Here is a 13237-nt window from a genome sequence, read left to right on the forward strand (position 1 = left end):
CGGGAATCAAGTTTTAATTTTTTGAAGTAATGCTTTGAAAATAGGCGTTGCAACGATCAACAGCGAAACAAAAATCCCTATTCCAAAGATGAAAAATGAAATATAGTACGGCACGATTGAATCCTGCATTTCCGCAAACGATCCTTCCTTTGAAACGTACATCCAGTAGCTGCGCTTGGCCCCGGCAATTATCAACGAAACGAAAAAGATAAACAGCGAAATATTGAAAGCCACAAAGCCTCGTTTGACCCATTTGGTATCGGTCTGAAGGGTTGGCCGCACGTAATGGGCAATAAAGAAGAGGGCCGAAAATAGGATCGTCGTGTTGATACCGATCGTGGTTCCCATTGAATGCGCCACCGTAATATGGGTGCCGTGGGTAAAGAAATTGATGGCAGGAATGGAGAACAACAGCGCCAAAATAATGTTTATAAAAATCCAGAAATCGGTTGCCAGCAAAAACCGATATGCCATGGGGTGGTTTTCTTTTTCCACCTTTAAAACGGAACGTTTCCAATTGTAAATAATCGACGCCAAAACAATCCACTCAGTCATACTTATCGCATAGGCAACGTAGCGGATCCACGGCTGTGTGGGCAGTAAATAGGTGTGGTGCGCCCAGCCGAACATCAAATTGGTGAGTCCCAAAAAGTAGAAGAAAAACGCCATTTTATTGGTAGCCACGTCGGTATCCTTTTTGATTTTGGACATCAGATAAATTGAAATACCGTAAACCAGCATATTCCACGAGCCCGTAAACGAGCCGGTGGATTTCCATTGTACGGCGAAATCCTTTATAAAATGCAACCTAAAAAAATCGAAAAGCCAAAAATGCGCCTCCATCAAATGGTAGCACATAAAGGCGATGCCCGTGCCCCACATCCAAAAATAGACGGGCCACCCTTTCATATTGGTGTAAAGCGTCTTGAAATAATTGATGCCGAAAAGTACCCAGCCCAGTAAAATCGGAATCATCAAAATGGGTTTAAAGGCGAAATATTCGCGCCCCTCGGTATAATCGAAAGCGAAAGAGAAATAAATGGCGACGCCCGTCAACAGGAAAAGTATGAAATGCAGCGATTGTAATTTGGGCGAAAAAAGCTCAAATTTTTCAACCGAAGCGATAAAGAAATAGATGCTGCCCGTGGCTGCGAGCACGATCCACGAAGTTTGCGAAGTAACGTGAAAGGGCCGCAGTTTGGAGAAGGGAACCGTTTCCTTTAAAAAATCGGGCAAGAGGTATTGAAACGACGCGGTTAACCCAAAAAGCATCCCCAAAAACAGGGCGGTGAGCGCAAACAACAAGAAATAGAGCGGCACTTTATTCTTCATTTCGATACTTTATTTTAACCCAGCCCGTGGCCTCAATCTCGGCGTCATAATTTGGATAAATGCCCGTTTCATCCACCTGTTTCAAGTATTCCACCAGAGCATCTTTTTCTTCTTCGGTAAAATGGAATTGCGGCATACTCTTCACGCCACTGTTCAAAAATGCCTTTATATAGTTTGGGCCTTTGCCTTCTGTAGAATACACGTTGGTTAAATCGGGGCCCAAATAACCGCCCAAACCGTACAATTGGTGACAGGACCAACAACGGTTGCTTTGGAACAGCTGCTGGCCTTTCACTGCCACTGGGGATAACTTTTCGACGGCCACGTAGCCATCGGTATTATAGATTACATAGTTATAAAAGCCGAAAAGGGCGAGCAAAATCGCCATAATACAAATATAAGGCCTTGGATTGGAGACCATTTCAATTTGAATTATTTGGGCATAAAAATACCTTTTCACTGCTGTGCGAAATATGATATTTATCAGTTTTTAGGACTTAAACATCTTTTAATTTCGTACTTCCCAAAAATCCCTCGAATTTACTTTGCATTTCAACTTCATTTCTAAAAAAATATGGTCAACAACCAACTACTAAATCCGAAAAGTATCGCCATAATCGGTGCTTCCAATGATACCAAAAAGCCCGGTGGAAATATGCTTAAAAATATTCTTGCCGGAGGGTTTGCGGGAAATCTTTACGTGGTGAATCCAAAGGAAGAAAGAGTTCAGGGCATAAAAAGTTTTTCTGAAGTAATGGAAATTCCCCAAACCGACCTCGCCATTCTTGCCATTCCGGCAAAATATTGTCCCGAAACGGTAAAAATTTTAGCCGAAGAAAAAAATACGAAGGCTTTTATAATCATTTCCGCAGGTTTTGGCGAAGCGGGCGAACAGGGAAAACAATGGGAACAGCAGATAGTTTTGACGGTCAATTCGGTTGATGGTTGCCTGATTGGCCCAAACTGCATCGGCGTAATCACCGAAAATTACAAAGGCGTTTTTACCGCTCCCGTGCCGCAGTTCAACCCAGAGGGATGCGACCTCATTTCGGGGTCGGGCGCCACGGCAGTCTTTATTATGGAAGCCGGAATGGCGCTGGGCGTTTCCTTCGCGAACGTATTTTCCGTTGGAAATGCAGCCCAGACGGGCATTGAGGATATTTTGGAATATATGGACGAAAACTTCGATGCCGAAAAAGACCCGTTGATAAAACTGTTGTATCTCGAAACCATTTCCAATCCGCAAAAGCTGTTGAAACACGCTTCCTCCCTTATAAAAAAAGGTGCGAAAATAGCGGCCATTAAAGCAGGAAGCACCGCCGAAGGCAGCCGTGCCGCCACTTCGCACACGGGCGCGATTGCCAGTAGCGATATGACGGTGCGCGCGCTGTTCCACAAAGCGGGGATTGTGTATTGCAGCAGCCGCGAGGAACTGCTGAGCGTGGCCTCCATTTTCAACTACAAAAAACTGGAGGGGAAAAACATTGCCATCATTACCCACGCCGGCGGTTCGGCGGTGATGCTGGCCGATGAGCTTTCAAAAGGCGGCCTAAAAGTTCCCGAAATATCCGGGCCCGATGCCGAAAAGCTGAAAACCTTCCTCTACCCCGGCTCTTCCGTAGCCAACCCCATCGATTTTCTGGCCACGGGCACTGCCGAACAATTGGGCATCATTATCGATTACTGCGAACACAAATTTGACAACATAGACGCGATGGCCGTGGTTTTCGGCAGTCCGGGACTTTTTGATGTGGAAAATGTCTATAATGTATTGAGCGTGAAGCTCGAAATCTGCAACAAGCCCATTTTTCCCGTGCTGCCTTCCGTGATAAACGCGCAGCGCGAAATCCAATCCTTTTTGAAAAAAGGGCACATCAACTTCCCCGATGAAGTGGTTTTGGGCAAAGCCCTCTCCCAGGTTTTCAATACGCCGGAACCTGTTTCCGAAGCAATTTCACTCCCGAAAATTGACATCGAAAAAATCCGAGGCGTTATCGATACGGCCTCCGAGGGTTATTTGGATGCCGCCCAAACGCAGAAGCTGTTGGATGCTGCGGGAATTCCACGGGTTACGGAAGTGGTTGAAAATTCAAAGGAAAAACTGCTCGCCGCGATGGATTCCCTGGAATTTCCGGTGGTGATGAAAGTTGTGGGCCCGCTCCACAAAAGCGACGCAAAAGGCGTGGTGCTGAATATCACTTCAAAGGAAGAAGTTTCGGAAACTTTTGATAGGCTGATGCAAATAGATTCCGCAACGGCGGTGATGGTGCAGCCGCAACTGGCGGGACTGGAACTGTTTGTGGGCGTAATGAAGGAGCCGGGTTTCAACCACACCATTCTATGCGGTTTGGGCGGGATTTTCATCGAAGTGCTAAACGATGTTTCGGCGGGTTTAAGCCCTATTTCAAAAAACGAAGCCCAGCAAATGGTACAATCGCTTCGCGGGTATAAACTCATTCAGGGTGCGAGGGGCCGAGAGGGCGTTGACGAAAACGAGTTTGTGGAAATCATCCAACGGCTTTCGGCTTTGGTGGAGGCCGCCCCGGAAATTACCGAAATGGACATCAATCCGTTGATTGGCACCCGGAAAAATATTGTTGCCGTGGATGCTCGGGTGCGGGTTGGGTAACTGTTTATACTACTGCGGAAATGCTGACTGCGATGGTTCGGAAACAGTGGGTATTTGTGTTATATTTGAAAATAATCAATTAGAGATACAATGGGTATAAATGCAACTATTGTATTTATCTACATGTTGCAAACGATTTAAAAACAAAATCAGGAATGAAAAAAACTACATTGATAATCGGAATAACTACTCTGCTAATGAATTTTAGCGTTTTAGCTCAAAATGAACCAATCGAATTTGGATTAAAAGCAGGTCTAAATTATTCCAACCTAATTATTGATGACAATATTCCTGCAGAAACAAATGCCAAAATTGGATTTCATCTTGGAGGATTTTTAAGTTTTAAATTAACTGACAATTTTAGAATAAAACCTGAATTGCTGTTTTCAACACAAAATGCAGAAATTGAATTCTCAGAAAACATAAATATGGGTGACCCTAACGACCCTGTTTTCGGCAAAAGATTTAAAGCAGATATTAAGCAGAATTTAATTTTACTTCCAATTATGGCTGATTATTATTTCAGTGAAAATTTCGATTTAGAATTTGGACCACAATTCGGATTTGTAATCAATCAAGATATAACTGATAATAATAATGATTTCAGTTTTGGAAATGACGATTATGATAAATTTGAAGTTGCTCTGAATGTTGGAGCGGGATTTACTTTTTCAGAAAATTATCGAATTGGACTAAGATATAATTATGGAATTACTGAACGTGATAATAATAAAAGTTCTGTTTTACAATTCGGCCTGAGTTATAAACTGTGAGGAAAAACTGTTTGCAACACTGTATCCTATGAAAAGCACTAATCCCTTTCTTCGAATATAATATTCTCTATTCAGTCTTTTAAACCGCCCAAACCACAACAAGCAATAGCGTCAAAAACGCCACGAGCAGTACCTTCCAAAAAGCATTCGCCTTTTTAAGTTCCATAAAAAAGAATGCCACGCCTATAAACTTCAAAAAGGAAAGCACTAAAATGATTATTGCAACATAGGTAAAATCCAGATTGGCAAACACCGCGGAAAGCAGGGTCAGGCCAATCAAAACAAGCCAGGTGATGTTAAAAGTGCGTTCCATTTTTAAAAGAGTAAATAGATTATAGGGAATAGCAACAGCCAAATCAAATCGCACATATGCCAAAAGGCTGCACCCGATTCGTAATCGGCAATTTTGAGAGTTTGGGGTTTTTTGCTGAGGGTTCTTCCCAAAACCAGCAAAATAATGATCCCCACCACCACGTGTATTACGTGAAAAAGGGTGAGCATCCAATAATATCCAAAAAATGCATTGTAACCCACCGTTAATCCTGCTTCAATCTTATCGGCGTATTCCACGGCTTTCAAAATCAAAAACAACATTCCGCCGAGAATGGTCAACCGAAGAAACCACTTGCTTTTGCTAAAATTCCCCAATTTCAGAAAATGCACCGACTGCGCCATGCACCAACCGCTGCTGAGCAGAAAAACGGTATTTATAGCGCCATAAGCCGTGTTTAGCAACAGGCGGGATTCGTGAAAAAGTTCGGGCTCTGCCCTTGCATTCAGCGCCATAAAAACCAGGGCAATCCCGAAGGTTACCAATTCCAAATAAATAATAATCCACAGCAGGATGCCGCCCGGTGGGTAAAAAATGTTTTTGTAATCTATTTTGGCCGTAGTGTCCATTTTAGCTTTGGTGTTTTATTTTATCGTACAGTTTTACCAGCGATTGCAGCAATTCCACGGGAGTGGTCAAAATCTGGAAATGGTTCTGCCCAAACATCTGTGGCAAGTAATATTTTGCCTGCGCTTCAATAGCCAAGGCATACGAATTGATGTTCCGCTGGTTCAATTCCCGAAGTGCTTGCTTTACATCGTTGATGCCGTATTTGCCCTCGTACTTGTCGTAATCATTGGGTTTTCCGTCAGAAATCAGGATGACCCATTTATTTTTGGTATCGCGATTATCGAGCAAGGCTCCGGAATGCCGCAATGCCGTACCAATACGCGTATAACCACTTGGCTGCAGGGCGCCCACCTTGTTTTTTGCCTTTTGCCACGGTTCGTCAAAATCCTTTAAAGTTAGATAGGTGCTGTGGTTTCGGGTTTTTGAATAGAAACCGGCGATGGAAAAATCCACATTGAATTCCTCCAAAATTTCCCCAAAAATGATGGAGACCTGCTTTTCCACATCAATCACCCTGTTGTCTGCGGCATAGCCATCGCTGGAAAGGCTGCTGTCCAAAAGCATCAAAATGGAAAGGTCTTTTTCCTTTTTGCGTTTTGAGAGATAGATATTTTCCGACGGCGTGTGGCCCGAATGCACGTCAACGTAAAGGTCCGTGAGCGCATCGAGATCAAATTCCTCGCCCTGCAATTGCCTGCGCTGCTGCTGGTATTTATTGTTTACCGAAGTGAGCATCTTCCGCAGCCCCATCAAAGTGGAAGCGTGCTCGCGAAGCGTATTTTTATAATAATCAAAATCGGTTTCGGTTTGCGTTTGGGGGAAAACCTTGCAGAAATCCGGTTTGTAAGTGCGTTTGGAATAATCCCATTCGTCGTACAAAATGTGATGGCCCGAAGTTTCCAATTCGGCACTCTCCGAAATGGTGGTATTTTCAATAAACTCCGCCTGATAGATGGAATGCGTAGGGTCGTCCACCCGCACGGTCTGTTTCATATTCAAGTCCTCTAGCGCATTGGCGTGGTCGTCCAGTTCGTCATCGCCGTCAAAATCGCGCCAACCGCCCTCCCACTCTTCCGCGGTTTCGGCCTTTTCAAAATTGTGGGTAAGCACATAATCTTCCTGCGCTTTTTTGTCAACCTCAATGGATTTTATCTCTTCCACCGCATTGGCCTTCAAAATGGTGTTTATCTCTTCCTCAATGGCGGTTTTTACTTTTTCCGAAATATTCTCAAGCACCTTTTTCTTCACAGTTTCCGGGGAATTCTCCATCCATTTCCCATAAATAAACGAATAATCGGGCGGATTTTTTTCCGAAGCATTTTCTTCAAAAAGCAATTTCAGTTCGGTATAAATGGTTTCCGTTCCCGGGAATTGGCTGAAAATCTCCTTTAAGACTTTTTCAGAATTTTCCTCGGAAATTTTCCGCGCCTCTTCCAAAGTGTGCTCCTCGCCCAATTCATAATTTAGATGAAAACTTTTTTGGATGGAAAGATAAAGCGTCCTAAAAATGTAAAAAGCAAGATTTTTTTCCGAAGTATCAAAACCCGAAAACCGTTCGGGCAAAAAGAAGGCATTGTTCTTATAACCGCCCTCCTGCTCTGCCTCAAAAATTTCGATGGAATGGCCCGTTACGGCTCGTGCCACCAACGTAAGCCGTGGCTTTATTTCGCAAAGCTTTACGGTGTGCGCAATGGCTTCCCTCGCACTTTTTTTTCGGTGTTTTAGGAATTTGGCGACCTTCGCAAAGATAAACTCATCGGGTTCAAACATGGCTTTTGGCTTAAATCATCAAATCGCAGAGGTCGGTGAGTGCTTGGGTAATTTCCGCGTCGTCGGTCAACGGTTCCACAATGGCTACTTTTACGGAAAGCCGCTTCGGAAGGCCGCTGTTTATAAGCATTGCCGCGTCAACCAACAAACGGGTGGAAACGGTTTCGGTAAGCCCCAACTCGGTGAGATTGCGGATTTTATTGGCGATGTTCACCAGTTTTTTTGAAGTGTCTTTGTCCAAGCCAGTTTCAGTTGCAACGATTTCGGTTTCGTCCTTAGCGGTCGGATATTGAAACGAAAGCGCCACAAAACGCTGGCGGGTAGATGGTTTCAGCTCTTTAAAACCTTTTTGGTAGCCGGGATTGAAAGAGGCCACGAGCATAAAATCGGGATGTGCTTTTACGGTAATGCCCAATTTGTCAATATAAAGCTCCTTTCTGTGGTCAGTTAGGGAATGTATGGCAACCACCACATCTGGGCGGGCTTCGGCAATTTCATCCAAATAAAGAATGGCGCCCTCTTTTACGGCTGTCGTCAACGGCCCGTCCACCCAAATGGTCTCGGCGCCCTTGATAATGTAGCGCCCAATAAGGTCTGTGGAAGAGGTTTCCTCATGGCAGGAAACGGTGATGAGCGATTGCTCCAACTGATGCGCCATAAAATCCACAAACCGTGTTTTGCCAGTGCCCGTTGGTCCTTTCAGCAAAATGGGCAGTTTGTTTTTAAAAGCATGCCGAAAAACCTCAACCTCGCGGTCTATGGGTTTATAAAAGGGTATTTCCGAAGAGAATTTTAGGCTTTCCTTTATGGTGATTGTTTCTGTGATTGACATAATTCAAGATTTTTAGTGTCGTTTCAACTGTACCGAAATTGTACAGCGGAAAACTATTATTAAAAGGCCCGAAACATAGTTCTGGTCGGGAATGACTTAAAACTGTTTTATATGAAAATATTCCCGGGCTTTCAGGTATAAGAGCGTAACCAGCTTCAGGCCTTTATAGAATTAGAGATAGCTACTTTCCACGGTTTCCAGGGCTTCATCCGTGGGGCGTCCGTGCTTGTAAAAATCATAGATATAGGTTAGGACCCCAATGGCGAACAGACTGGCGCAGAGTATAAGCACCACAAAGTGAATGCTGATTTCCTTTTGGACGGCCATAAATTCCATTCCGAATTTTCGTTCCAAATAAACCTGCGCAACGCCAGCGACACCAAAGGCCATCGTCATCCCGATCATTCCAATATTTGTGGTCCAAAAAGCCACACGCCCGCGAACGCCGTCGTAAAATTTACGTCCCGTCATATTGGGCAGGCTGTAGCTTATAATTGCCAAAACAATCATCGCGTACGCACCCCAAAATGCCAAGTGGCCGTGCATTGCGGTAACCAAGGTGCCGTGGGTGTAAAGGTTGGTTTGCGGCAAAGTGTGCGCAAAACCTAAAAGACCGGCCCCCACAAAGGAAACAATGGCAGCGCCGAGCGTCCAAAACAAAGCAATCTTGTTTGGGTGCTTTTTTTCTCCCTTTCGGTACATATTTACCGCGAAAAGTGCCATAGCAAGGAAGGCCAAAGGCTCCAGGGCAGAGAAAATGCCACCAACGATGAGCCAGATTTTATTCACACCAATATAATAGTAGTGGTGGCCCGTGCCCAGTACGCCGGAAAGAAAAGTAAGACCTACGATTACATACAGCCATTTTTCAATAACCTCGCGGTCCACGCCTGTTAACTTTATTAAAAGGAAGGCGAGGATACCGCCCATAATGAGTTCCCACACGCCTTCAACCCAAAGGTGCACTACCCACCAGCGAAAAAAGCTGTCGGTTACCTGACTGTCAAAGGGGAACATTCCGGGAATGTACAGCAGCGCCGCAAACAGCAGCCCCATGCTAAGCACCAATGCCGTCGTGGTTTTTCGTTTTCCTTTAAAGAGCGTCAAAAGTATGAGTGCCAAAAACAGCAGTACGTTTAAAACTACCAAATAGTCAAGCTGGTGTGGAATTTCCAAAAATTTACGGCCTTCCCACCAGTTAAAGTGATAGCCGACAATGGCTGCAACGCCAACCGCTGCAAGCGAAATGAGCTGTACATACGCCAGTTTCACGCTAACGAGTTCGCGTTGGGCCTCTTCGGGAATAATGTAATAGGCAGCGCCCATAAACCCGGAGAGCAACCAGACCACAAGCAAATTGGTATGGACGGCGCGCGCGGTGTTAAAGGGAATAAAGTCGTGTAGACCGTCCATCCCGATACGGGCAAAACCCATAACAAAGCCATAGGTTATTTGAAGTACCAGTAAAAGCATGGAAAGTGCAAAAAACCAGTACGCTACTTTTTGAGATTTATATTTCATCGGTATAAAATTTAATTGGTGGTTAGTTGTTGGTGAGTTGCTTGTCTTTTGCCAGCGGCGAAACAATGCGGTCAAAACCGTTTAGGTCTATCTCGCCTATCCAGTTAAAAAAGGCGATAACGTCCATGGCCTCTTCCTCGGAAAAACCGTAGGCTACCATTTTTCGCTCGTTGGGAGCCCAGGGTACGGGCGTCATAAGAACGGCTTTTACGTAGCCTTCGCCACGGCGTTCAATTACTTTTGTGAGTTCCGGCGCATAATAGGCGCCCTCGCCCAGAATGGTGTGGCAGCCCATACAGTTGTTCTCTTCCCAGATTACCTTACCGCGCACCACTTGGGCGGTAATGTTTTCATAATTGGTTTGGTCCTGGCCGTCGCTGAAGGAATAGATGGTAAGGCCAATAAAGATCAGAAAGGTTACGAGTGTTCCCCCAAGGAAAAATGCCCGTGCTTGTTGTTTGGATAGCATATTGGTTAGGTTTAAAATTATATTTAAGACTTATATATCTTAATAGCAAAATAAATAAGAATGACAAAAATGTAATATGACCATTATCATATAAATTAGAATTTTTAGGATTTTTCTAAGAATTGATGAGAGCGGACCTCGGCCGAGCTGGGAAAGGTGGTTTAGAATTTATATATCGAGATTTCAATTTAAAAATAATTATGTACTGCCTTATGTTCTTATTCTTACGAAGGCTAAAATGTTATGCTTTTAAATAGCTTGTATGCACCAGTTGCCTTTACTGAAAAAAGTAAAAAATAAAGTTATCATTTTGGTAACTTTTGTGTTAACTTTGCTACAAATTATTTTACGTGAAAATATTTTCGAGAGGAACATTGCGGGATTTTTGGGAAAAGTACGGCGACTGCGAACTTCAATTGAAAACTTGGTATCGTGAAACTGAAAAATCAAATTGGTCATCAATCAACGATCTTAAATCCGAATACCCGAGTGCAAGTATTTTAAAAGATAACCGAATGGTCTTCAATATTAAAGGAAACGATTATCGACTGATTGTTAAGTTTAATTTTGAATATCAACTGGCTTGGATACGTTTTATAGGAACACAAGGAGAATATGATAAAATTAACGCAAACGAAATTTAAGATGAAAATAAAACCTATTAGAAACGAAGCGGATTACCAAAAAGCCTTGGAGCGCTTGGAGGTTATTTTTGATGCCAAAAGAGGAACCGAGGAAGGCGACGAGTTGGAAATTCTGGCAATGGTAATAGACAATTATGAAAATGAGAATTTTCCCATTGACCTGCCCGACCCGATTGCCGCAATTAATTTTCGAATGGAACAAATGGGCCTAAAACAGAAAGATTTGGTAAAAATGATTGGTTTTAAAAGTCGAGTGAGCGAAATAATGAACAAAAAACGAAAACTGACTTTGGAAATGATTAGAAAACTGAACGCTGATTTAAATATCCCGACAGAAATTTTGATACAAGATTATTGAGCAAGTTACCCGGAGCACGAAAAGCCGCGAGGGCTCTCAAAAGCACTAATGTTTGGCTTGGGGATAATCTGAAAGGCAACTGCTTATTTGCTACCACATTCCTTTATACTAAATATTGTGGCGTATTTTCAAGATTTGAATCTCTGACCCATTACCCAACCTGCAACTGCAATTCCTGCAACTGCAAAATCTCCTTTTTGGCATCGGCTAAATCCTTTTCAAATTGGGCTTTATTGTCTAAAATATAATTTGCCACCAAGTCATAATAATGCGCAATCCCATCGAGAAGGTTTTCACTGAATTTTTCCCAAGTTTTGAAATCGCGGGCAGTTGGCGCTAAGGTGTGCTTCATTTCCTTCTTTAAAAAATCTATATAAAGCCTTAACTCGGCAACAAACATTAAAGGTCTGTTGGGGTGTTGCATTATATTTTGGCGACCGTAAATATGATCAGTCATCTCGCGCAGACTGGCAACCTTTGAGAAATTGACGATATTCGGCCCCGGGCAAATGGTTACCGCCGTAAGCTTTTTTAGAAAGGACACTTCATACCGAATAGCCGCCGCATTGCTCAGGCCGATGCACAGACATTCTTTGCCCAACACCTCTTCGCGCTGCAGCTCCAGTTCTTCCTCGGAAAGATTTAAGGTTTCCAATTGCTCCAATTTCATCTTTTGGTACTTGCTCGACGCGGTACATATCGGCTCTTTGGTAAACTCGGTATTGGATACCAATAGTTTTTCGGTACACGGACTGCCAGGCTTTTCCTTTGCTATACGTTCCAAACGTTCCTTTTCGGCGGTGGTTCCCTTTAAATAATTGAACTGTACCCCCAAAGGCGACGCATTGCTCCGAACTACATCCCTTTCTTTCGACTGGCGGAGCAACTCCAACGTATCCTCATCAACCGTAGTAGCCTCAGGGCATAACAGAAAGGGCGTGCCCCAACCCGTGCCGTCCACTTGGTAGTAATTGCGCAGCAAGTTATCTTCCTCACTGGTGCCAATACCGCCCTGTACCGTAATTTTTATGGGATGCGGTTCATAAAAGGTAAGTTTTCCCTTGGCCGTGAGTGCAGGATTGTAAAGCTCAAAAAGGCTTTCCCGCAATTCCTGTCTTTTCTTTTTAAATTCCTGGAGAATCGGCCCCATCAATAGGCCCTGGGTGGCAAAAACGTGGCCACCGCAATTAAGTCCGGATTCAATGCGAAACTCACTGACCCAGATTCCCTTTTTCGCCAAATATTTCCCCTGTATCAGCGCCGAACGGTAATCGCTTACCTTGATCACCACCTTTTTGTGAAAACAGCCCCATTCATAGGCATCAAAGGCCGAAAAATTTTCCATATAATTATAAAGTCGCGGGTTCATTCCCGCAGAAAAAATAAGGGACGAGTTGGTAAGTTCGCTCTTGGCGTAACCTTTTAGGGCGGTCAGCGCATCCGATCCGTTTTCAATTATATCCTTGTTTTTGTCCAAATTCTCTTTATCTACCTTGGTCATAATATTCACTTCCACCGCTCCCGGCACCACCAGTTTTAGCAGCAATTTTTCCAATAATCCCTTCTTTTCGGGATTGAGGGTAAAAAGCCATTCGTTATACTTTTCCTTTAGCAGGCTTGTATCGGGAAGCATTTCGAAATATTTTACAAGATCCGATCCCGCTTCAAATGTGGAGGCCTTCAACTGTTCCATTTTTGAAGTGACGATGCGCTGCATCAGGTTTAGGTAATCGGTTATACGCCTGGCTCTGTAATCCTCCTCTTTTACGGTAATGGGAACGTATGGTTCGTTATTTTGGCCATAGTAATATTTCCGCATTACTTCCAAAATGTTATCCTCAATAACCGAAATGGCCGAGTTGATGCCAAAACAGGCAACTTTTATTGGGGAATCAATGGTGTAGGCAATGCCCATGACGGGAATGTGAAAGGTATGCGGACTGGTAATTTGCATTTGAGAATGGATTTGGATTGAAAATTTGGTAAAGATGATTAATCCAAAATTGCC

At 43.7% G+C, this 13237-nt stretch carries 13 protein-coding genes; 4 read left to right on the forward strand and 9 right to left on the reverse strand.

Features of this window, described 5'->3' with window-relative positions; genetic code table 11:
• Positions 1-6 precede the first annotated feature (6 nt).
• Entirely contained in the window at positions 7-1332 is a 1326-nt protein-coding gene (locus tag MB09_RS06075) for a cbb3-type cytochrome c oxidase subunit I (RefSeq protein WP_045079996.1), read from the reverse strand.
• Complete coding sequence (locus MB09_RS06080) at positions 1322-1720, reverse strand: c-type cytochrome (protein WP_052671304.1); 399 nt, start codon at positions 1718-1720, stop codon at positions 1322-1324. Before MB09_RS06080 ends, MB09_RS06075 begins: the two co-directional genes overlap by 11 nt.
• A 186-nt stretch (positions 1721-1906) precedes the next feature.
• On the opposite strand from MB09_RS06080, the gene MB09_RS06085 reads away from it, so the two are divergent.
• Both MB09_RS06085 and MB09_RS06090 read left to right on the forward strand, forming a co-directional pair.
• Positions 1907-3961, forward strand: coding sequence for an acetate--CoA ligase family protein (locus MB09_RS06085; protein WP_045079998.1), 2055 nt, complete (start codon positions 1907-1909; stop codon positions 3959-3961).
• Between the two features lie 155 nt (positions 3962-4116).
• Entirely contained in the window at positions 4117-4734 is a 618-nt protein-coding gene (locus tag MB09_RS06090; protein WP_045079999.1) for a porin family protein, read from the forward strand.
• Between the two features lie 79 nt (positions 4735-4813).
• Here the strand turns inward: MB09_RS06090 and MB09_RS06095 are convergent, their stop codons facing one another.
• The 6 genes from MB09_RS06095 to MB09_RS06120 all read right to left on the reverse strand — a co-directional run bounded on the left by MB09_RS06095 (position 4814) and on the right by MB09_RS06120 (position 10227).
• The gene (locus MB09_RS06095) at positions 4814-5047 is read right to left on the reverse strand and encodes a cytochrome C oxidase subunit IV family protein (protein WP_045080000.1); all 234 of its coding nucleotides are present in this window, start codon (positions 5045-5047) and stop codon (positions 4814-4816) included.
• A 2-nt stretch (positions 5048-5049) separates the two neighbouring features.
• Positions 5050-5634 carry a cytochrome c oxidase subunit 3 gene (locus MB09_RS06100; RefSeq protein WP_045080001.1) on the reverse strand — a complete coding sequence of 195 codons (585 nt, stop codon included), beginning with the start codon at positions 5632-5634 and terminating at the stop codon, positions 5050-5052.
• A gap of 1 nt (position 5635) precedes the next feature.
• The gene (locus tag MB09_RS06105) at positions 5636-7405 is read right to left on the reverse strand and encodes a nitric oxide reductase activation protein NorD (protein WP_045080002.1); all 1770 of its coding nucleotides are present in this window, start codon (positions 7403-7405) and stop codon (positions 5636-5638) included.
• 10 nt (positions 7406-7415) lie between these two features.
• Positions 7416-8237: a CbbQ/NirQ/NorQ/GpvN family protein gene (locus MB09_RS06110; RefSeq protein WP_045080003.1), complete on the reverse strand. Its 822-nt coding sequence runs from the start codon at positions 8235-8237 to the stop codon at positions 7416-7418.
• Positions 8238-8408: 171 nt separating this feature from the next.
• Entirely contained in the window at positions 8409-9758 is a 1350-nt protein-coding gene (locus MB09_RS06115) for a cbb3-type cytochrome c oxidase subunit I (protein ID WP_045080004.1), read from the reverse strand.
• A gap of 22 nt (positions 9759-9780) precedes the next feature.
• Positions 9781-10227 (reverse strand): c-type cytochrome, encoded by a 447-nt coding sequence (locus MB09_RS06120; RefSeq protein WP_045080005.1) that lies wholly within the window; start codon positions 10225-10227, stop codon positions 9781-9783.
• A 350-nt stretch (positions 10228-10577) separates the two neighbouring features.
• Between MB09_RS06120 and MB09_RS06125 the strand changes: the two genes are divergently transcribed.
• The gene (locus MB09_RS06125; RefSeq protein ID WP_045080006.1) at positions 10578-10871 is read left to right on the forward strand and encodes a type II toxin-antitoxin system HigB family toxin; all 294 of its coding nucleotides are present in this window, start codon (positions 10578-10580) and stop codon (positions 10869-10871) included.
• Between the two features lies 1 nt (position 10872).
• Positions 10873-11229 carry a helix-turn-helix domain-containing protein gene (locus MB09_RS06130; RefSeq protein ID WP_045080181.1) on the forward strand — a complete coding sequence of 119 codons (357 nt, stop codon included), beginning with the start codon at positions 10873-10875 and terminating at the stop codon, positions 11227-11229.
• A gap of 151 nt (positions 11230-11380) precedes the next feature.
• Here the strand turns inward: MB09_RS06130 and MB09_RS06135 are convergent, their stop codons facing one another.
• A complete protein-coding gene (locus tag MB09_RS06135; RefSeq protein ID WP_045080007.1) occupies positions 11381-13183 on the reverse strand; it encodes a hypothetical protein in 1803 nt (600 codons plus the stop codon).
• Between the last annotated feature and the right edge of the window lie 54 nt (positions 13184-13237).

Origin of the sequence: Aequorivita vladivostokensis (assembly GCF_000952855.1) — a bacterium.
Lineage (GTDB): Bacteria > Bacteroidota > Bacteroidia > Flavobacteriales > Flavobacteriaceae > Aequorivita > Aequorivita vladivostokensis.